This is a genomic window from Rhodococcus sp. NPDC057014 (assembly GCF_042673295.1).
Classification (GTDB): Bacteria; Actinomycetota; Actinomycetes; order Mycobacteriales; family Mycobacteriaceae; genus Rhodococcus_F.
Genome location: NZ_JBHUSF010000011.1, coordinates 44,963 through 65,461 on the forward strand (window position 1 = coordinate 44,963; position 20,499 = coordinate 65,461).

Genomic DNA, 20,499 nt, shown 5'->3' on the forward strand with positions numbered 1-20,499 from the left:
CGTACTCGTGGTGCGTATCTGTTTCCTAGTGGTTCGTACTCTGTGGCGCTGGTACCAGACCCCCTACCTCGAAATCTGATGGGTCCAATCGATGGAGCACACTGCGACAACGCTTCCGGGCGTCGTGTTCTGCCCAATAGGGCACACGCTCTATCTCGGTGATGCTGCGATCATCGATACCCACGCTGAGGCTGATGACGATCGCTCGCTGGCGAGCGGCCTCGTAATGTCGTCCGGTGAGCGCGTATTTGTGAACACTGGCATCGAAAGTGGTCTCGTTTCGCTCATGATTGCCGCGCACCGCGGCTGGCCGGGACCCGCAGAGCGGCAAGGCTGGGAAGACGTCGCCGAAATCTCGTTCGTCAGCTCATCGTCGCTGCTCTCGGTGCTGTACTTCACCAGCTTGGACAACGGGCCGAAGTCCCGTCACACGGTGCCCCTTGCCCGCGCAGTCGGGGGAGAATACCGGGCTCGTGTCTGCGCCCGCGGGCGTGACCTGTTCTTCGGGCTGAAGGTCGACGACCCGGTCGAGAAGTATGTCATCTACGTGTGGCCGGAGCCTTGGTCCGAACCCCTTTTGATCAAGCGATCGACCAACTTCCGATTCTTTGGGCGTGCGGAAGGGATTCCATGGGCAGAGGGAGGCACGTGATGGCGGACTATTCGATTACGGGCGAACTTCGTCGACTTCCCGCACGTGCCGCCCAGTTCATTCGCCGGTACCCCGTACCGAAACGGGGTACCTATGGACCGGAATCGCGGATCTCGGTGCAAGACGTTCTCCTGCACTGCGCCACCGTCCGCGGCGACGCCTTCGTGGCGTTCCAGTTGATGCGCCGGCAGGGACTTCCTGGCGCATATTTCCTTCATCTGGATGTGCTCGACGACGCACTGCGCACTCTCGACGGTTTCGAGGTAACCGAGCACGAGTGTGAGCAGACTTTCGGGCCGAGTTGGCGTCAGGTCGTCCTGCACGCCATCGATGCTGCTGACGTTGTTCATGCCCACTTCGGGCAGCTCGACACGGCGGACAGCATTGCGGGAAATCGACGTCGACTGAACGCATGGCTTGCGGCACGTGATGCTGCCTGGGAGGCCGGCCTGATCAAGGCATGGTACCGCGCCCAAGAGGCAGCCGGGGAGAGCCGATACATGGACGATGTGAGCCTTCATATTGACGACCGGCGTTGCGGTGACCTCACGACCATGGTGCGCGATGCTGCAGCCGCGGTTGCCCTCTCAGACAGTCTGGGACAGTTCGGCTTCACGCGAGAACACTTCGAGACTCTACTGGAACCGTGGCAGGCGGCGTCGCAAGTTTCTCCGCGCGTCCTCCCTCGAGAGTCCGCCCTCAGGACGCACCCATCACCTCCAGTGGCCCTTGCGCGAAACAGTCGGTGACGTCAGGGGCGACGGACCCGATGCGGGCAGACCATTCTGCTCGCCCGCGACAGAGTAGGGCCGCAGTCGGGCTTTCATCGTCGTCGTCTGGCCGGATGTTCGTGCAGGGCGACCTCCGCGGTTCCAGCCGAGTCTCATTGGCGCGCCGCGGCTGGTGCTCACCGATGAAATCGCCCAGCCTCGCAACCAACTGGTCGCACTGGCCTGTCAATCCTCGTGGCGATGCCGGGTGCGGTGAGGCCTTGGCTGACCGGTCACGGTCGCTCGTCGTCGGGTCGATCCTGGCACGCGGTTGCGTGACCGACGCGAGTGTCAGCTTGCGGCAATCCAGAGCGGGTCAACGCCACGTTGTTCGAGAGAGGGAAACGAAGCGGAGATGGACTCAAGCCCACCGCGCCCCGTCACCCGCTCCGGTCTCGGTGAAGAGATTATTCGGCCGGCGATCCGCCCATGGACACGTCTGCTCGAGTGCGCGCGCAGCGCGCAGCACCAGATCCTCGCGGCCGACCCGTGCCACGAGCAGCAACCCGACAGGAAGCCCACGTGCCGTGGGACGGCAGGGGACCGATGCCACTGGGTTGTCTCCCATGTTCCAGGCCGCTGCGAATGGCATGTAGGTCATCCAGTCGGGCTCCACCGGCCGGCCGCCGATCCGCGTCGGCGGCTGCCCGATGGGAAAGGCGGTCGTCGCGGTGGCGGGGAGAGCAAGGATGTCGTAGTCCAAGAAGAAGTCGTCGATTTCTCGCTTCAGGACAGTGAGCTGGTTCAACGCGTGGATGTATGCGCCGGTGCTCACCTCCCGGGAGGGGAGGATTCCGGCGAGTACCTCTGGGTGCAGGTGCTCAGGAGAGCGTTCCGCGAGAGGGCCGAGCTCTAACCAGGCATCTGCCATGAACAGCGGCAGGTAGGTCGGGAAGGGGTTGGCGATGGCCGGACAGTCCTCGGTCACTGGCCAACCGAGTGTGGCGAGCGCGTCAACTGCCTCTTTGCATGCGGCGGTGATGTCGGCGTCAACCGGAAAATGGCCCAGGTCGAGGGTCCACGCTACCCGTAGTGGCGTGGACTGCTCCTCACACAGTGATCCGGGAATTGGTTCACGTAGTGAAATCGGGTCGCGCTGATCGTGGCCGCTGATCACGGACAGCATCAGCTCTGCATCGGCCACTGATCGGGTCATAGGACCCATTGCCACGAACAAACGGGATCCCGGCGGCGCAGGAGAGATTGGAACGCGCCCGGTGGTCGGTTTGAGACCGACCACACCGCACATGGCCGACGGTGCGGTGATGGATCCCACGCCGTCGTTGCCGAGGGCGAGTGGTCCGAGGCCTGCGGCGACCGCGGCTGCGGCGCCGCCGCTCGATCCTGCCGGGGTCCGGGTGAGATCCCACGGGTTGCGCCCGTCCTCGCCGAGCAGATTTTGTGTCTCGCTGAGCATCCCGAACTCCGGCGTGTTCGTCTTGCCGATGAGGATCGCACCCGCATCTCGCAGTCGAGCCACCGCGAGGGCATCCTCAGTCGGCACGTTGTCCTCGTATAGCCGGGATCCGAAGGTGGTTCGGACGTCCTTCGTGTCGATAAGGTCTTTCACGGAGAAGGGGACGCCGTGGAGCGGACCTAGTTCGCGGTGACCGGACACCACGACTGCCTCAGCGCGCCGCGCCTCCTGCAGCGCCCGCTCGGCACACACGGTGAGGAAGGCGTGCAGTGATCCGTTGACCGCTTCGATTCGCCGCAACGTATGTTCGACCAACTCCACGGGTGAGAGTTCGCGCGCACGGATGAGCCGGGCGAGCTCGCCGGCGCTCAAGTAGGCGAAATCATCCGCGACCGCCGCGGCGGCGGTCGGTCCGACAGCCTCGGGCTGTCGGCTCGGCTCGGGCTCGATATCGGTGCTCATTTCGGCAGCCGTTCAACGACGGTGTTCTTGAAACCCGCACCCTGCCATGACCGTAAGGTCCCGCTCGCAGGGATTGCCGGCGCATGGTTTCTTACCAATCTGGTGTTGCAATTGGACACGTTCCGTCAACTTTCCGAATGTTCGCGAGATGTGTGCCGGGTTCTCTGCGCGCCACCGCTCTGGCCGAAGCCCTCCTTGGAAGACTGCGGCCAGTTCTATCGACTCGGCGTCGGACAGATCGGGGGCCGTGTCATGCAGCCGCGATTCACGAAGTCGAACAGGCCGCCGAGGTGCGGGCCGCCGTACGCTGCGAGTCGGCGTCAGCGAGCCAGTCGGGAATATGCGCGATCAGATCACCGGTGGTCCAGGTGTCCGCCGGCGGTGCCAGGAAGGTCAGGTCCGACCGAGTCGTCGCCAGGCCGATCTCCACGCCGTCCATGATGAACGATCGGCCGGTGATGGACCGGCCCTCGTCGGTGCACAGATAGACCCCGATGGGGGGGACGGTGGCAGGCGGAGCGGGGCTGCCGCCATCGGAATCGACCCGGGCATATTCCGCGGCATCGGCGAGGAAGCTTTCGGTCTTGTCACCGAGGCTCTCGAAGTATGCCTGGGCCATGCGAGTCGACGTCGAACCAGGAAAGACCGAGTTAACGTTGATGTTGAACTCTTGCAGCTCAGCTGCGGCATAGTTGCTCAGGACGAGAATCGCGGCCTTGGCGGCGCGGTAGGCGGCGAGCCGGGGGTAGTGGAGCCCCTGCGTGATGTCGCCGACCGTCACGATCGTGCCCCCACCCTGCTGCTTCATCAGCGGCGAGGCGTGTCGAATGCAGTTGAACGTGCCGTTGGTGTGAGTACCCAGTACATCGCCCCAGTCCGCCTCGGTGGCCTCGTCCAACATTGCCATGCGGATGTTGCCGGAATTGGCAATGAGGATGTCCAAACGCCCGAAGTTGGCTGTGGCCGTCTGCATGACCTGTTCGGCGCCGCGGAAATCTGCGATATTGCTGTAGTCGGCGACTGCCTCCCCGCCTAGCTCGGTGATTTCCCGCGCCACCGCATCGGCCGGTGATTGCGAATGGCCGGTGCCGTCGACTTCGCCCCCGGTGTCGTTGACGACGATCTTGGCGCCTTCGGCCGCCAAGGCATGGGCGTAGGCCCGTCCGATCCCACGGCCCGACCCGGTTACCACGGCAACCTTGCCTTCGAGTCGTCTGCTCATGTGTCAATCCTTCATCTCGGGTACTGCTCGATCGGTTGCGCGGCAAAGTGCGCACCTCGAGGCAGATAGGTTCTTGGTCGGCCGCGCACCGAAGACTTAACTACTGGTCGTGATGGGGGAGACGAGCTGGAGGTGCTCGATCGTGTCGATGCGGATGTCGGGCTTCCACTCGATCTGCTGCTCAGGGCACAGCTGTAGGTCCGGGAACCGCTCCCGCATCACCTCCAGCGTCACTTTCATCTCGAGGCGTGCCAGCGGCGCGCCCACGCAGAAGTGTTTGCCTTTGCCGAAGGCGAGATGGATCGGTCGCCGCTGGATGTCGAAGCGGTCGGGCTCGGCGTAGACGTCGTCGTCGCGATCGGCGGACGCGAGGACCAGCGAGACGAGAGCGCCCTCGGGGATGGTGACGCCGGCGATGTCAACGCTGCGCTTGGCGACTCGGAAGATCCGCTTGACCAGCGTGCGGTAGCGCAATGCTTCCTCGACGGCAGGCAGGACCAGCGTCGGGTCGGCCTGCAGCAATTCCCACTGGTCGCGGTGGGTCATGAGGGCCCGAAGACCGTGCGCCATCATCTGTGCCGCGGTCTCGAATCCGGCCATGAGGAGGTCGTACAGGCCGGTGATGATGTTCCTGTCCGGCTCCGGCGTCCCGTCCCGCCTACGGCGCTGAGCCATGACCGAGGTGTAGTCGTCACGCGGGTTGGCGCGTCGATCCGCGACCAGTTCACCGAGATACTCGTAGAGATCGGCCACGTCGGTGGAGGCGGCGAGGGTGGCCTCGGCGTCGGCCGGAGCAAAGCTCGACAACAGGAATTCGGACTCGACCGCCCGCAACATCAGTTCGGACTTGTCCTCGGGGACACCGGTGATGTTCGCGATAGCCCCGAGAGAGAACGGCACCGCATACTCTTTGACGAAATCGATTCGTCCGTTCTCTGCCAAGGGCTCGAGGAGCCGGTTGGCGAGGTCCCGGAGGAACGGCTCGTGCGCTTTGAGGCTCTTCGGAGTGAAGGGGGCCTGCACCAGGGCGCGCTGCGGCTTGTGCTCCGGGTCGTCCAGAATCAGAACTGTTTCCGCCCACGGGTACCCCTGCATGCGTTCTTGCAATTGCGGCGGCACGGGATAGCTTTCCAATGCCCCGCTCGCCGAGAAGTTCTCGTCGTCCTTCAGCACTTCCAGGACGTCGGCTTGTCGGCTGACCTCCCAGATGTCGAAATCCTCCAAGTAGTAGACGGGATTTTCCCGCCGAGCGATTGCATGACTTGGGTATGGGTCACGCAACTCGTCGCTGTCGAGCGGGTTGTACCCCGCAAAATGTGGGCAGCTGTCGATAGCTGACACTTTTTGAGCCTCCAACACGGTTGACTCTCCTCTCACGGTTTCCCGCCACGTTTGTACGGATGCGACGGACTCCCCTGCCAACGGCGTCAGCGGCGCGATGCAAAGCCGACGACGACCCTGCCTGCTAGCTCCTCGATCAGTCGGATGTTCGAGGTGTTGCCGATGATCGCCAGCTCACTGGGGTCGACAGTCTCCACGGTCCCTATCGGCTCGAGCGGGGTTTGGCCATGATGCTTCTCATGGCGCTCAACGCCGTCAAGCGATCCGGTCCGTCGACTAGCCCTTCGGGCTATTGAGCCGGCCGTCTCGATAAATAAATGGCACAGGATCAACACACATCGCGGACCTACCCTTCGCGGCATCGTCGTCGCCACTCCGCAGCTGTTCGCCGTTCTATGAGAGGGGTGAAGACCTAGCCGCCGTAGGAACCGTGTCGCCGAAGCCCTTCGCGCGACCCGCAGTACCCGCTCCCACACATAGATAGCTCCCACGCATAGAGATATAGGCGAGCGGGAAGTCGGCGCTGGCACCGGCGGCACCGACGACGTCGATGGCGCCGGCCGATCACCGTCAGCCACGACAGCGGTTACTGCCGGCGATCAGGGCCATCGCACCGCTGGCGCCGTGGGTGTTGATCAGCCACGGCGTGTCCACACACGCAGGTGGGCCTGGTCGATGCCGATTCGGGACCGTGCAAGATTCGTGACCGTGCAATCAGATGGCGAAGCACGCCCTGCTACGCGAGAGGGCTCCCGAACGCCTCACGGCTCTGGGCCCCCGCGACCAACACTGCCAGTGTCCGTTCGACCATGACGAACGCCCGCATCGCGTGGTGGATCCGGTCGGGCCCGAGGCGGCCCTGCGATGGTGAACTCCTCGCCGCGCGCGTGACATCCTTGTGGCGAGCACGCGGACCTCGCCGAAGCCGATCTCTGAAAGCTCCTGCTGATCTGCGTATCCCAAGATCAACAGGTCCCCGACGATGTGGAGGCCGGACGGCTCGCCCGGAACCAGCACCATCGTCTGCTGTCGGTGGATCAGGCCGTCCACGGCTGCATTGCATCACAAATGAAGATCTTGCAAAACTCGCTGGCCGGGGGAGCCATCCGCCAGTTGTGGCCATCGATACTCAGTCGTCCTTGTCGCGCAGGAGAACGTCAGAGCCGAGCTTCGGCCACTGCCAGTACCACTGCTGCGCAGCAGGCAGCAGGGAGCCGGGATTTCCTCGTTGGATGGTGCAGGAGTCCGCTCGCTATCCTCAGCGAAGCGAAAACGCTTCGGCAGGGTAAGGCGGGTCGATCACTACGCCCGTGCCGCCCAGGAGCGAAGATACGTACCGACACGCAGCCAAGAACCGACGTAAAAGTCTGTATGGCAAGAATATTAATGCGGCAACCGTGTGCGAAGAACGCCGAGTGCAGTCTCGGGCCAGCGCGTATGCCAGGTATGCCGGGCGGATTCGGAATCTATAGCCCGAAGGGCTAATCGACGCACTCCTACTCTTGACGGTTTCGGAGCTCACGAGAAACATGTGGCGGACACCACTCGATGACGCGGCGAAGGCACTCGGCCCTCTGTCGCCATGAGCCCGATGGTGCCAGTAGCCGGTCAACGTGATACGGAGCAGCAATGTTCGCATTCGCACAGGTGTTCCCATTCGTCCTGCGGGCACCCGCTCATCCACGACGTGACGCTACTGAAAGCCGGCCACTACCTAGCGATCGTGCTCTGCGCCCGATCGCGGTGACGCGCCGTGCCCACGAAACTTCCTGAGGCCCAGCAGTATCCATTCGCTTACGACAACGATGACCGGTGAAAGTGAGATCAAATGCAGTCGAAGGATGAGCAGCACGAGGACACGTACGACGCCGACGTAGTGATTATCGGCGCTGGGTTCGCCGGCGCCACGGTCGCGCGTGAGTGCGCGCACCGCGGTTTGCGAACGCTGATACTCGAGGGCAACGACCGTGTGGGTGGGCGGACCCACACCACCCATCTGTCCGATGGTGAGCCGTTCGATATCGGCGGAACCTACATCCACTGGTCCCAGCCGCACACCTGGTCCGAGCTCAGCCGTTACGGACTGACCGGCGATGTAATTGATGCCGTCCACGAGCCGCATGACTGGGTCCGCGCACCGCGCGGCGACGGCGACGAGTGGTGCAGCGCGGAGGAGCACTATGAGCGTGAGAAGCCGCTGGTGGAGCGTTTCTTCGAGCCGTCTCTGGCCGTGTTCCCGCGCCCGTATGACCCGCTGTTCTGCGCCGATGCGGTGGCCGAGTGGGATCAGTTGACGGTCCGCGACCGGCTGGATCAGCTCGACTTGGCGCCCGATGATGACGCGCTCTTGAGTGCGCTGCTCAGTACCTTGTCCACCGATGCGCCGGAGACGAGTAGTTTCGTCGGGATGCTGCGGTGGTGGGCAGCCGCCGGCCACACCTACGACGCACTATTCACTGCACTGTTGGGTTCGAAGCTCAAGCACGGCACCGTCGCGCTGATCGACGCGATTCTCGCCGACGGCGGGGCGGAGCTGCGGCTGTCCTCCCCGGTGGCCAGGATCGCATCCGAGAAGGACTGTGTCGAGGTCACCTTGGCCAGTGGCGAGGTTGTTACCGGTGCCGTCGCTGTGGTGGCTACGCCGAGTGGGGTCTGGCCAGACCTGGACTTCTCGCCGTCGCTGTCGGCGGAGCGCCTCGACGCCGCGAAAGTTGGTATGCAGACCCCGCGCGGTTCGAAGGGTGCCGCGGTGATCCGAGGTGAGGCTCGTCGGTTCTTCATCCAGCCGCGACTGGGCCACAAGATCGCCATCATGTGGACGACCCACCAGCACTCTGACGACGAGCAGTTCATAACCTTCATGAGCAGCGAGGCAATGAAGAACCCCGACGACCTCGACGAAGTCAGTGCAGCGCTCCGCGACCTGTTGCCGAACGTCGAGGTCTCCGAGGTACACACCGACAGTTGGGGCCCCGAAGATCAGTTCGCACGTGGCGGCTGGCCGCTGCTGGCGCCCGGACAGTTGTCAGGCTCCGCACCGCACGAAACCCTGACCAAACCCGAGGGACGCGTTGTCTTCGCGACCGCCGACATCGCCACACTCTGGAGCTCGTTCATCGACGGCGCCATCGAGTCCGGCCTGCGTGCGGCGCGGGACGTACGGGAGATTCTCCGATGACGTTCGACGTCGACTGAGTCGCGCCGCCTGGCCATATGACTTTCCGGGACCGGCGAAACATGCAGACGCCCAATAGGTCCCGTTCGCAAGACGAGAATGAAAACGAAAGTGAGAACACATGCCTTCCAAGGAAGAGCAGCACGAGGACACGTACGACGCGGACGTGGTGATTGTCGGCGCGGGGTTCGCCGGCGCTACGGTCGCACGGGAGTGTGCGCTGCGTGGTTTGCGAACGTTGGTGCTGGAGGGGCGCGATCGGGTGGGCGGACGAACCCACACGGTGCAGATGTCGAACGGTGACATCGCGGATATCGGTGGGACCTTTATCCACTGGACTCAGCCACACTTCTGGTCCGAAATCACACGCTACGGTCTGACGGGCGATGTGGTCGATGCGGCCGAGGTGGAGACCGAGTGGGTGTTGGCGCCGATTGGCGAGGGCCTGGAGTGGCGCAGCGCCGAGGAGCACTATGAGCGCGAGAAGGCGCTGGTAGAGCGTTTCTTCGAGTCGGCATCGAGTGTGTTCCCGCGCCCGTACGACCCGCTCGCGTGTGCGGATGCGGTGGCGGAGCTGGACAGTCTGACGGTCCGCGATCGGCTCGATGAACTGAACCTGTCGCCGGAGGACGATGCGCACCTGAGCGCGCTGCTGTCCACCTTCGCTAGCAGCACGCCGGAGAAGATCAGCTATGTCAACTTGCTGCGGTGGGCCGGTCTGACGGGCCAGACCTATGATGCGATGCTGGGAACGCTGATGGGCTCCAAGCTCAAGCACGGCACCGGCCCCCTCCTCGACGCGATCCTCGCCGACGGTGGCGCGACAGTCCGTCTGTCCTCGCGGGTGGAGAAGGTGGCGACCGTTGACGACCACGTCGAACTGACGTTGACCGGTGGCGAGGTTGTGTCCGGAGCGGTGGTGGTCATTGCGACGCCGAGTGGGGTGTGGCCGCACCTGCAGTTCTCGCCTCCATTGTCACCGGAGCGGCTCGATGCCGCGCGGACCGGCATGCAAACGCCTACCGCGTCGAAGTCCATCGCTGTCATCAAGGGCGAGCCGCGGAGCTTCTTCATCCAACCGCGTCTCGGCCACCCGATCGCCCTCATGTGGACGACGCACCAGCGCCCCAACGGTGAACAGGTCGTCACGCTGATGAACAGCGCGGCGATGAAGGATGCCAACGACCCGCAAGAGGTCGGCGCGGCCATCCGGGAACTGCTTCCGGATGCTGAGCTGGTCGACGTTCGCGGTAGCAACTTCGACGACCGGGACGAGTTCGCGCAAGGCGGCTGGCCGATTCTGGCACCGGGGCTACTGACCCGATACGCGCCGCACGAGCGCCTGAGCAAGCCCGAAGGTCGTGTCGTGTATGCGACCGCTGACATCGCAACCACCTGGAACTCGTTCATCGACGGAGCCATCGAGTCCGGTCTGCGCGCCGCCCGTGACGTGCAGGGGATCCTCCGATGACCCCGCATGCGACCGAGTTCGACTACGACGTAATTGTCGTCGGCGCGGGATTCGCAGGTGCCACCGTGGCGCGTGAATGCGCGACCCGCGGTCTGCGAACGGTGGTACTGGAAGGTCGGGACCGCATTGGCGGGCGGGTCTGGAACTCACAGCTATCCAACGGTGACCCGATCGATCTGGGTGGGACGTTCGTCCACTGGTCCCAAGCCCACACATGGGCCGAGATTTCGCGCTACGGGCTCACCGGCGACGTGGTCGAAGCCAATGCTGCGCCAGCCGACTGGGTGCTTGCATCGCGCGGCGATGGCCTCGAATGGTACAGCGCCCAAGAGCATTACGATCGCGAGAAGCCGCTGCTGGAGAAATTCTTCGAGCCATCGATACAGGCACTGCCGCGGCCGTATGACCCGCTCTATGCCGCCGATGCGGTGGCCGAGCTGGACCAGATGACCGTCCGCGACCGACTAGACCAGCTCGACCTGGCTCCGGATGACGAAGCGCACCTGAGTGCACTGCTGTCCACCCTGACAGCCGACGCGCCGGAGAAGAGCAGCTTCATGTCGCTGCTGCGATGGTGGGCTGCAGTCGGTCACGGCTATGACGAACTGTGGTCGGTCTTGGCGACCTACAAACTCAAGCACGGCATGACCAGCCTCCTCGGCGCGATCCTCGGGGACGGCGGAGCGGAAGTCCGTCTGTCCTCACCGGTGCAGCGGATCATCTCCGAGGCCGAGAGCGTTGAGGTGACCTTGACAAACGGTGAGACGGTGACAGGGAAGGCCGTGGTTGTCGCGACGCCCAGCGGTGTGTGGCCGTACCTCGAGTTCAGCCCGCCGCTTTCCTCGGACCGACTCGACGGGGTGCGGGCAGGGATGCAGTCACCGCGAGGCTCGAAGGGCGTCGTCGTTCTCAAGGGTGAGTCTCGGCGCTTTTCGATCACGTCCCGGCCCGGCGACAAGATCGCACTGATGTGGACGAGTCACCACATCGCGGACGACGAGCAGGTCGCATTGTTCTATTGCAGCCCGGCGATGCACGATCCTGACGACGCAGAGGAGATCAGTGCCGCAATCCGCGATCTGCTGCCGGGCGTCGTAGTAGGCGAAGTGCACAGCGGTAGCTGGGGCGCCGGCGACGAATTCACCCGTGGTGGCTGGGCAATGTTGCCGCCGGGACAGCTGACAGCCCGCGCGCCGCACGAGACACTGACCAAGCCCGAGGGACGGGTTGTGTTCGCCAGCGGTGAGATCGCGTCGTTCTGGACCGCCTTCATTGACGGCGCCATCGAGTCCGGTCTGCGCGCTGCCCGTGACGTGCAGGGGATCCTCCGGTGACTCGGCGTGCGGCCGAGGTCGATTTCGGCATTGTTGTGGTCGGCCCGGATGGCGGCGTCGGCGTCCGGGCGGCCTTTGAGTGCGCGGTTCGTGGACGGAGGCAGCGGAATACATGACACCTACAACGACCCCGGACTTGCAGATTCGGGGTGAGGTTCTATCGGCGGGCGATCCGGGCTTCGATGAGACCGCCGCGATCTGGGATGGACGCCATGGGCAACGTCCCGCGCTGATCGCCCGCTGTCTGGGCGCAGCCGATGTACGCAGGGCCATCCGGTATGCACGCCAGAACAATCTCGAGATCTCGGTCCGTTGTGGGGGTCACAACCCCAACGATTACGCGATCAACGATGGCGGAATCGTCCTCGACCTCAGGTTGATGAACAGTGTGCAGGTCGATCCCGTCGCCCGGCGTGCCCGGGTCGCGGGTGGGGCCTTGGCCGGCGATGTGGTCCGCGAGGCCGCGGAATTCGGACTCGTGCCGGTCACGGGGATGCTGCCGGCCATCGGCTTCTGCGGGATCGCCCTCAATGGGGGTGAGGGGTTCTTCTCCCACAGGTACGGGATGGTATGCGACAGCATCGTCGGAGCGACCCTCGTCACCGCGGACGGCGAGCTGATCCGCTGTTCACCTGACGAGCGGCCAGAGCTGCTCTGGGGCATGCGGGGCGCCGGGCCGAACTTCGGTGTGGTGACCGAGATCGAGATAGCCCTGTACGACCTCCCGGACAGCGTGCTCGCCGGGATGATTACATGGACGCCGACACCCGAGCAGCTGCCGGGATTTCTGGCTTCACTCCTGAGCACCTTGCAGGCGACGTCGGATGACCTCTACCCGGTCATGATCATCGGCACCGACGAGACAGGCGCAGCATACGTGGCCGTGGCACTGTGCCATATCGGCGCAGCCGACGAGGCAGAAGCAGAGATCACCACGATCCGGGCCATGGCGACCGCAACCGACGACACCATCGCCCGCGCCCCCTATCTCGACGCAGTGAACGCACTGAATGTGGACATCGATGAGGCCGCCGGCTTCGTGGACGGGTTGTGCCGCCGGTGGACCGACTACGAGCTCACGGGTTCATCCGAGACCTTCGGCGCGGTCGTCGCAGCCAACATCGACCGGCTTCTGACTGATCCGGAGCTCCCGGCGTCGATATCCCTGGTCGTCGAGGGCAAGCACCTGAACAACACGCTCGGCACGCCCGCGAAGCACCGCGACGGCCCAGCAGTCATGATCGAAGCCGGCTGGCGGGGGACCGAACACACAGCTCGATTCACCGCTGTTACCGACGATATGAACGCCGCGTTACGTGCTGGCGGTGTCATCTCATCCGTGTCCGGCAACATCCACAGCATCTCCGACGTCACCTCCGACATCGTCGTCGAAAACTACGGACCCGAGACATACCAGAGACTCGCCGAACTCAAGGCGGCGTACGACCCCGAGAACATCTTTCACTTGAACTACAACATCGAGCCCGCTGGTCCGAAAGCGTCGAACCGGCTGCCCGAGGAGGACACGAAATGACGACGCCGTCACCACAGACCGCCTTGCACCCCGATCAGGTCACCCCGCAACTCCTGCGCGAGGTGCTGGGTCAGTTCGTGTCCGGGATCGTCGTGATCACCTCGGTAGGGCCGGACGGGCCGGTCGGATTCACCTGCCAATCGTTCGCTTCGCTATCGCTGGATCCACCGTTGATCAGTTTCTCGCCTGCACGCAGCTCCTCGACGTGGCCGCGGATCCGCGAGATCGGCACGTTCTGCGTGAACGTGCTGGCGGAGGACCACGAGCATCACAGCGCCGGGTTCGCCCGTTCCGGAGTGGACAAGTTCGCCGGTGTGGACTGGGACCAGGCCCCGTCGGGGGCTCCGGTTCTGCCCGGGGTCAGTGCGTGGATCGACTGCGAACTGTGGGCCGAGTACGACGGCGGTGACCACACGATCGTCACCGGCCGGGTGAACGCTCTCGGTGCCGACCCGGAAAACCTGCCGCTGTTGTTCTACCGGGGTGGCTACACGTTCACCGCGCCGTCCGGTCCGGCCGGACAGAAGTGGACGTGAGCGCACGACCACCCTCCACGTTCGTCGGCCTGTCGCTGTCCCCGACCACCGGCACCTCCGGGGTAACCGATGCGGACGGATAGTGGACCCCCAACCATCTGCGGGCTACATCGAGCGAGCCCGGCAATGGGAGGTGCCGAGAATGCAGGGTCGCCCCGGAGCCACCCGAGACGGGGTGCCGCCAGACCGCGAAAAGGCGCGCTTCGACCACCTGCTGCCGAACAGGAATCGTGGTTCGGCTCGGTCCGCCACGGGGAAGACACGCGACGGGCAAATCGGTGAGCGTGGTTCGGTGGTCGGTGTGTCACCCGTGGCCGACATCCGATCGATAGTTCTCGACGGGTACCCGGTCTCTGAGGTTCATCTGCCCATTCCACTTACCGAGCTCGGCCAGGACCGGAACGAATCCCTGGGCCGTGGCCGGGAGCGATACTCTGGGTGGGAGTGTTCGACGTCGCGAAACGGTGACATCGACACGAGAGATGATTCGTCCGATGAATCGCTGGTAGATGATGGCCGATGTTGACCCGTTCGAGACGCAGCGCCATGAGATGAGTCCTCCGGTTACTGCGGAACTGGAAATCGCCGGGTTCAACGACGCCGACGAGATTGGACGCGGTGGCTTCGGAGTTGTCTATCGGTGCCGCCAATCGGCCCTGGACAGAACGGTCGCGGTCAAGGTCCTCACCGCCGACCTGGACGATGAGAACAGGGAACGTTTCTTCCGGGAACAGCGGGCGATGGGTCGGCTTACCGGGCACCCCAACATCGTGGGCGTTCTGCAGGTCGGTATCACCGAGAGCGGGCGTCCGTTCCTCGTCATGCAGTACCACCCGCGGGGCTCCCTAGATGCGCGGATCCGCCGGCACGGTCCGCTACCGCTGGACGACGCGCTGCGACTCGGGGTGAAGCTGGCGGGCGCGCTGGAGACCGCACATCGGCTCGGCATTCTCCATCGGGACGTCAAGCCTGCGAACATCCTGCTCACCGAATACGGGGAACCGGCACTCACCGATTTCGGTATCGCGCATATCACAGGGGGGTTCGAGACGGCAACCGGTGTGGTGACGGGTTCTCCGGCGTTCACCGCCCCGGAGGTTCTCGCCGGTGCGTCCCCGAGCGCGGCCTCGGACGTCTACAGTCTCGGTGCGACCCTGTTCTGCGCGATCACCGCTCATGCCGCATTTGAACGCCGCAGTGGTGAGCAACTCGTCGCCCAGTTCGTCCGTATCGCGTCTGAACCTCTTCCCGATTTGCGTGAGCAGGGCATCGCCGACGATGTGTCCGTGGTCATCGAGCGCGCGATGTCCGGGAATCCGCATGATCGGCAGCCCACGGCTGCGGCACTCGGCGCCGATCTCCGGGATGCCCAACTCCGCCGATCTCTTCCCGTCGACGAAATGGCGTTGCATACCGAACTTGTTGCGGAACATCATGATCCGACACCAATACCGAAACCGACACCGCGGCGCCGGCACTTGGCGGTTGGGGCTGTCGGCTTGAAGGGGAATCTACCTCTCGAGCTGACCAGCTTCATCGGTCGCCGCCACGAGTTGGCCGAGGCGAAGAATCTGCTGGAAGGATCCCGTCTGGTAACACTGACCGGGATTGGGGGAGTCGGGAAGACGCGGCTCGCCGTGCGGGTCGCGACCGGTGCGCGCCGTGCTTTCGCCGACGGCGTATGGCTCGTCGAGTTGGGGGAGTTGTCCGACGAGTCGTTGCTGGTGAGTGTGGTGGCGGCCGCGTTCGGCTTGCGGAAATCAGCGAGGCCGCCCGAAGAGATCCTGCTCGAATTCCTGGGGACACGCGAGGTGCTGTTGGTTCTCGACAATTGTGAGCAAGTGGTTGATGCAGTGACAGAGCTGTCCGAGATGCTGTTGCGCTCCTGTCCCCAGCTACGCATCCTCGCCACCAGCCGTGAGGCCCTCGGTATCGGCGGGGAAGCGGTACTGCGGGTTCCTCCCCTGACGGTTCCCGATCCCGACCGCGAGCCGTCCCTGCAAGGCCTTCCCCGATACGATGCGGTGGCATTGTTCGCTGAACGCGGCGCCGCTGCCGTCTCAACCTTCGGGCTCACCGACGAGAACCGAGTTGCGGTGACGCGGATCTGTCACCGACTGGACGGGCTACCACTGCCGATCGAACTGGCGGCGGCACGGCTGCGAGCGATGTCGCCCGATCAGATTCTGCGGCAGCTGAACAGCAGTTATGCACTGCTCACTCATGGCAGCAGAAGTGCGCCCACGCGGCAGCAGACGCTACGGTTGTGCATCGACTGGAGCCACGAGTTGTGCACGCCGCAGGAACAACTGCTGTGGTCCCGACTCTCGGTCTTTGCCGGAACTGTCGAACTCGATGCGGCAGAACAGGTCTGCAGTGAAGGACTGACGCCGGCGGAAGTGCTCGACACGCTGACCTCGCTGGTGGACAAGTCCATCCTGATTCGTGAGGAACTGAGCGGCGTGGTGCGGTTCCGGCTGCTCGAGACGCTTCGTGACTACGGCCGGGAAAAGGCGCAGAAGAGCGGTGAATATCCCCACCTTCGCCAACTGCATCGGGATTGGTATCACCAGTTGGCTCGCGACGCCGAAGCCGAATGGATCAGCTCGCGGCAGCTCGCGTGGATCGCGCGGCTGGACCGGGAACAGCCGAATCTACGTGAGGTGCTGGCATTCTGCGTGTCCGACAATCCGGACACCGGACTTCGGATGGCTGCATCGTTGTACTGGTTCTGGAGTTCGCGCGGACTGTACAGCGAGGGGCGACGTTGGCTAGATCGCCTTCGGACCCGGAACGCCGGCCCGCCAATGGTCGACCGGGTCAAGGCCCTGTACGCGGAGAGCGCACTGGCGGAACTGCAGGGCGACCTCGAGACCGCGACAGCACGAGTTGAGGAGGGACGAGCGCTGACGGAGGGAACGACGGAGTCGGTGAGCCGCGCCTTCTTTGCCCAGGCCGACGGTCTTCTCGCGTTTTACATCGGGGAACCGGCGCGCGCCTGCTCACTTCTCGAAGAGTCAACGGCAACGCTCCTGGGACAGGGACATGCCGCCATGCAGGTTGAGGCTCTCACGACGATGGGGCTCTCCCACGAAGTGCTCGGAGATACCGAGCGTGCGCTCGCGTGCTACGAGCAGGTTCTGACAATCACCGCACTCCGCGGTGAATCCGTGTATCGGGGGTATGCGCTGTGGGCCACGTCAGTCCTGGTGTGGCGGCAGGGTGACGCCACACGCGCCCGGGAGCTACTGAATCAGGGATTGGTGCTGCTGGCAAAGCTTGTGGATGATCCGGTGGGCTCCGCGCTGTGCCTCGAATCACTGGGTTGGATCGCCGGGAGCGAGGGCGACGCGAAACGGGCCGCCGCCCTCCTGGGAGCCGCGCAAGCTCTCGGTGCCGCCGTGGGTAGCTCGCCTACCTTTCTTCCCCACATGCTCGCCTACCACGACAAGTGTGTGCAGACGAGCCGCCGCAAGCTGGGTCAGAAGGCCTTCGCAACAGCCTGTCGAGAAGGCAAGGAATTCTCGCTTGCCGCGGCCGTCGCGTACGCGCTCGGCGAAAGGGTCCCGTCGTCGGCCTCCCCAACGGATACGGCGACGAAACTGACCAAGCGTGAGCAGGAGGTCGCCGACTTGGTCGCCGAGGGCCTGACCAACAGGGCGATCGCCACCCGGCTGGTGATCTCGCAACGCACAGCCCAGGGGCACGTCGAACACGTCTTGACCAAGCTTGGATTCACCTCCCGCGCACAGATCGCTGCCTGGGTTGTCGAACAGAAGCCGTCGTGATCGGGCCGGAGGAACAACCTACGCACCCTCCGTTGCAGTTGCACCAATCCACCCTTCGCTGTTTCCGGACCGCGTCCGCGCGTGCGGAGGTGATGCCGGCGGCCGGACGAACTACGGATCAGGCAGGTGGAGCGGCTGGGGCGTTGATTGCATTGAAGAACTGAATGCCGCTCGCAATCGCGACCGGTCCGCCCACCGCAATTGTGCCGACCACGGCCCCGATTGCGCCCGCTGCGGCACCGGTCACGAGGCAGCCGCCGAGGAAGCCGGGAATCGCGAGGGTACCAATGGTGGGCACGCCCACCGCAGTTCCGACCAGCGCCCCGCCGGCGATGCACCCGATGCCGGCGCCGATCGCCGTGCCGATCAGAGTTCCGAGGCCCATCCCGAGGGCAACCTCCGTGCCGAAATTAATGACAGCGAGACTGAATTCTGGCGATTGGACGTCAAGGGCGACGCGCCCGAGCGGCAACTCCGTTTGATGCGTGGGTACGGCGGACGACGCATCGGTACTGGGGGTCAAGGTAGCCGTATTGCCCTCGATCCTTGCGGCGATTGGCCACTCTTTGCCATCGCGTTGGTAGGTCAGAGGAAACCCGGCGACGAGCGCACCCGAGCCATCCAGCACCTGAAATTGGGTGCCCACGGTGATGAGTGAGCCAGCGTCGGTCGTCAGGACCACCGACTTGTCGACAATGCTCGCCGCGTAATGAATCCCGGGAAGGATATCGGTGCTCACGGTCGTGCTTTCAGTCGAATCCGCCGGCGACGGTGCGGCGGTGGCCGTACCGGCCGTGATTCCCATCGCGACCAACACCATGACGGAGGTCGTGATCGCTCTGAACCGATAGCGGCCGCCCGTGTGTCGCCGAAACGCACCGGTCGATCGCGCAGAGAACTCCTCTTTGGCCGGGATCTGTTGTTCGGCTGCATAGTCACAACCGGCGGGCTCAGTCTCCCTGAACATAGTTGTCTCCATCGCTAATCCTCCAATGTTTCGATGGCCGCCACAAGGATCGGTAGCACCAAGCCTGCAAATTCGCCGTACGGGCGGGAATCCGCGAACCGGGGAGATCGTGGGCGGGTGTCGCACGATGCTCCTTCTCGGCGCTGGTGTGGTCAATACAAGCAGTCCAGCGCTGGCCCCTTTGGGCTAGTGGAGAGGGTGACGCTCGCCACGGCGGGAGGCCTCACACACGAGATCGTCAGGTTCCTGAGTCGCCGCCACGCCGACCGCCGTTCCAGTGCTGAGCCATTGAACTCGGGGCGAAACTCTGCGGCTCTCACCGCACCCGCCCTCCGCGTTCGGGTCCCGAACTGCGTAGTTGTCCTGATTCGCTGGGTGACAAGCAGAGTGGATCTGTGTCTACGGTGACACGCCTGCACAGTGCCGAGCTGTCGGATCGATCGTTGGTTCGCGATGGAGCCCACTAAGTGGTTTGTGGGGTAACGAAGTTTGATCGGCCGATGCAGTTTTCGATCGGGTGAAACCCGGGCCACACGCCCAATGGGCTACTTCTCGACTGCCATCCGTTGACTCTGGTTTGAAGCCCTCGCCACTATGAATCGGTCAACGTTCTAACGACAAATGAGCGCAGAGACATTTTCTACCTGCGCAATCCGCACACTGAGAGGTATCTAATGCACGTCGGTCTCGGTCTTTCCTTCCAAAGCTTTGAGGACGAGCTCAGCGACGCACAGGTCTGGGCGAACGCGGTTCGTAGCTCAGAGTTGGCCATCGAGCTCGGTTTCGATGGCGTCTGGGCCACCGAGCACCACTTCACCAGCTACGACATCACTCCCGACCCGCTACAGTTCCTGACCTACATCGCAGCCCTCGACCCCAACATTCAGGTCGGCACGATGGCATCGATCCTCACCTGGCACGACCCGGTGCGCGTCGCCGAACAGATCAGCGTCCTGGACGTGTTGAGCGGAGGCCGGCTGATTCTGGGAATTGGCCGGGGGCTGGGGAAGACGGAGTTCGAAGGCTTACGGATCCCGATGGACGAGTCGCGCGAACGCTTCATCGAGACGACCGAACTCGTGTTGGACGCGCTCGAGACGGGCGTTCTGAAGTACGACGGCAAGCATTTCAAGCAGCCAGAGCGGCTGCTGAAGCCGGCCCCGACCGGGACGTTCCGCAACCGCACCTATGCCGCCGCGATGTCTCCGGATTCGTTCGAGCTGATGGCGGAGCTGGGGGTCGGGCTGCTGCTCATTGCGTTCAAGTCGTGGGACGAGACCGCAAAGGACCTGGTGCGGTACCGCGAGGCATTCGCGAAGTTCAACAACGGTGCGGAGGCTCCGGGTCCACTGGTGAGCGTACTGGTCACCTGCGACGACGACTCGGAGCGGGCGGAAAAGACCGCCAAGAAGTACATGGGCAATTACTACCGCAGCGTGATCGACCACTACGGACTGAACAAGCCGCAGAACTTCTCGAACGTAAAGGGCTACGAGCACTACGACGCGACCTCCAAGGAGTTGGGCGATGAAGGTGATGAGGGCGTCGACAGCGCGGTGACGGAATTCCTCGAAACGCACGTGTGGGGAACCCCCGAGGACTGCCGGAAGAAGATCGAGGCGATTCGCGAGAAGACCGGTTGCGGACGCCTCCTCGTGACCTTCGCATCGGGAGGCGTTCCGATGGAGGAAGTCGAGCGCAGCATGCGACTGTTCGCGAGCGAGGTTATGCCCGGACTCAAGACACTCGACACGTCGGCGGTCTCGGTCGGCTGACGACCGTTTCACCGCTCCGATCAAATTTTGAGTGAAATAGCGATCCACCCCTCGT

The 20,499-nt window shown here is 63.9% G+C and carries 13 protein-coding genes; 9 read left to right on the plus strand and 4 right to left on the minus strand.

Features of this window, described 5'->3' with window-relative positions; translation table 11 throughout:
* Positions 1-91: 91 nt before the first annotated feature.
* The gene (locus tag ACFTZB_RS04030) at positions 92-652 is read left to right on the plus strand and encodes a hypothetical protein (RefSeq protein WP_378430204.1); all 561 of its coding nucleotides are present in this window, start codon (positions 92-94) and stop codon (positions 650-652) included.
* A complete protein-coding gene (locus ACFTZB_RS04035; protein ID WP_378430205.1) occupies positions 652-1,401 on the plus strand; it encodes a hypothetical protein in 750 nt (249 codons plus the stop codon). Before ACFTZB_RS04030 ends, ACFTZB_RS04035 begins: the two co-directional genes overlap by 1 nt.
* 382 nt (positions 1,402-1,783) lie before the next feature.
* Here the strand turns inward: ACFTZB_RS04035 and ACFTZB_RS04040 are convergent, their stop codons facing one another.
* From ACFTZB_RS04040 to ACFTZB_RS04050, 3 genes are all read right to left on the minus strand, one after another.
* Entirely contained in the window at positions 1,784-3,301 is a 1,518-nt protein-coding gene (locus ACFTZB_RS04040; RefSeq protein WP_378430206.1) for an amidase, read from the minus strand.
* 265 nt (positions 3,302-3,566) lie between these two features.
* Positions 3,567-4,523, minus strand: coding sequence for an SDR family NAD(P)-dependent oxidoreductase (locus ACFTZB_RS04045; RefSeq protein WP_378430207.1), 957 nt, complete (start codon positions 4,521-4,523; stop codon positions 3,567-3,569).
* Positions 4,524-4,619: 96 nt separating this feature from the next.
* Positions 4,620-5,747: a cytochrome P450 gene (locus ACFTZB_RS04050; RefSeq protein WP_378430208.1), complete on the minus strand. Its 1,128-nt coding sequence runs from the start codon at positions 5,745-5,747 to the stop codon at positions 4,620-4,622.
* 1,945 nt (positions 5,748-7,692) lie between these two features.
* Here ACFTZB_RS04050 and ACFTZB_RS04055 point away from each other — a divergent pair.
* The 6 genes from ACFTZB_RS04055 (at position 7,693) to ACFTZB_RS04080 (ending at position 17,702) form a co-directional block, all read left to right on the plus strand.
* Positions 7,693-9,042 carry a flavin monoamine oxidase family protein gene (locus ACFTZB_RS04055; RefSeq protein WP_378430209.1) on the plus strand — a complete coding sequence of 450 codons (1,350 nt, stop codon included), beginning with the start codon at positions 7,693-7,695 and terminating at the stop codon, positions 9,040-9,042.
* Between the two features lie 118 nt (positions 9,043-9,160).
* Complete coding sequence (locus ACFTZB_RS04060) at positions 9,161-10,510, plus strand: flavin monoamine oxidase family protein (protein ID WP_378430210.1); 1,350 nt, start codon at positions 9,161-9,163, stop codon at positions 10,508-10,510.
* Complete coding sequence (locus ACFTZB_RS04065) at positions 10,507-11,844, plus strand: flavin monoamine oxidase family protein (protein WP_378430211.1); 1,338 nt, start codon at positions 10,507-10,509, stop codon at positions 11,842-11,844. Before ACFTZB_RS04060 ends, ACFTZB_RS04065 begins: the two co-directional genes overlap by 4 nt.
* Before the next feature lie 112 nt (positions 11,845-11,956).
* On the plus strand, positions 11,957-13,378 hold the full coding sequence (locus tag ACFTZB_RS04070; RefSeq protein WP_378430212.1) for an FAD-binding oxidoreductase: 1,422 nt from the start codon (positions 11,957-11,959) through the stop codon (positions 13,376-13,378).
* Positions 13,375-13,914, plus strand: a complete 540-nt coding sequence (locus ACFTZB_RS04075; protein ID WP_378430213.1) for a flavin reductase family protein — start codon at positions 13,375-13,377, stop codon at positions 13,912-13,914. The genes ACFTZB_RS04070 and ACFTZB_RS04075 overlap by 4 nt, the downstream gene beginning before the upstream one ends.
* A 512-nt stretch (positions 13,915-14,426) precedes the next feature.
* Positions 14,427-17,702 (plus strand): protein kinase, encoded by a 3,276-nt coding sequence (locus ACFTZB_RS04080; RefSeq protein ID WP_378430224.1) that lies wholly within the window; start codon positions 14,427-14,429, stop codon positions 17,700-17,702.
* Between the two features lie 118 nt (positions 17,703-17,820).
* On the opposite strand, the gene ACFTZB_RS04085 is transcribed toward ACFTZB_RS04080, so the two are convergent.
* A complete protein-coding gene (locus ACFTZB_RS04085; RefSeq protein WP_378430214.1) occupies positions 17,821-18,669 on the minus strand; it encodes a hypothetical protein in 849 nt (282 codons plus the stop codon).
* Between the two features lie 674 nt (positions 18,670-19,343).
* Between ACFTZB_RS04085 and ACFTZB_RS04090 the strand changes: the two genes are divergently transcribed.
* The gene (locus ACFTZB_RS04090; protein WP_378430215.1) at positions 19,344-20,444 is read left to right on the plus strand and encodes an LLM class flavin-dependent oxidoreductase; all 1,101 of its coding nucleotides are present in this window, start codon (positions 19,344-19,346) and stop codon (positions 20,442-20,444) included.
* Positions 20,445-20,499: the final 55 nt, after the last annotated feature.

Coding starts and splice junctions, on each gene's coding strand:
- ACFTZB_RS04085 (WP_378430214.1), bottom strand. CDS start 18,669: ATGTTCAGGGAGACTGAGCCCGCCGGTTGTGACTATGCAGCCGAACAA.
- ACFTZB_RS04055 (WP_378430209.1), top strand. CDS start 7,693: ATGCAGTCGAAGGATGAGCAGCACGAGGACACGTACGACGCCGACGTA.
- ACFTZB_RS04075 (WP_378430213.1), top strand. CDS start 13,375: ATGACGACGCCGTCACCACAGACCGCCTTGCACCCCGATCAGGTCACC.
- ACFTZB_RS04090 (WP_378430215.1), top strand. CDS start 19,344: ATGCACGTCGGTCTCGGTCTTTCCTTCCAAAGCTTTGAGGACGAGCTC.
- ACFTZB_RS04060 (WP_378430210.1), top strand. CDS start 9,161: ATGCCTTCCAAGGAAGAGCAGCACGAGGACACGTACGACGCGGACGTG.
- ACFTZB_RS04035 (WP_378430205.1), top strand. CDS start 652: ATGGCGGACTATTCGATTACGGGCGAACTTCGTCGACTTCCCGCACGT.
- ACFTZB_RS04030 (WP_378430204.1), top strand. CDS start 92: ATGGAGCACACTGCGACAACGCTTCCGGGCGTCGTGTTCTGCCCAATA.
- ACFTZB_RS04040 (WP_378430206.1), bottom strand. CDS start 3,301: ATGAGCACCGATATCGAGCCCGAGCCGAGCCGACAGCCCGAGGCTGTC.
- ACFTZB_RS04045 (WP_378430207.1), bottom strand. CDS start 4,523: ATGAGCAGACGACTCGAAGGCAAGGTTGCCGTGGTAACCGGGTCGGGC.
- ACFTZB_RS04065 (WP_378430211.1), top strand. CDS start 10,507: ATGACCCCGCATGCGACCGAGTTCGACTACGACGTAATTGTCGTCGGC.
- ACFTZB_RS04070 (WP_378430212.1), top strand. CDS start 11,957: ATGACACCTACAACGACCCCGGACTTGCAGATTCGGGGTGAGGTTCTA.
- ACFTZB_RS04080 (WP_378430224.1), top strand. CDS start 14,427: ATGGCCGATGTTGACCCGTTCGAGACGCAGCGCCATGAGATGAGTCCT.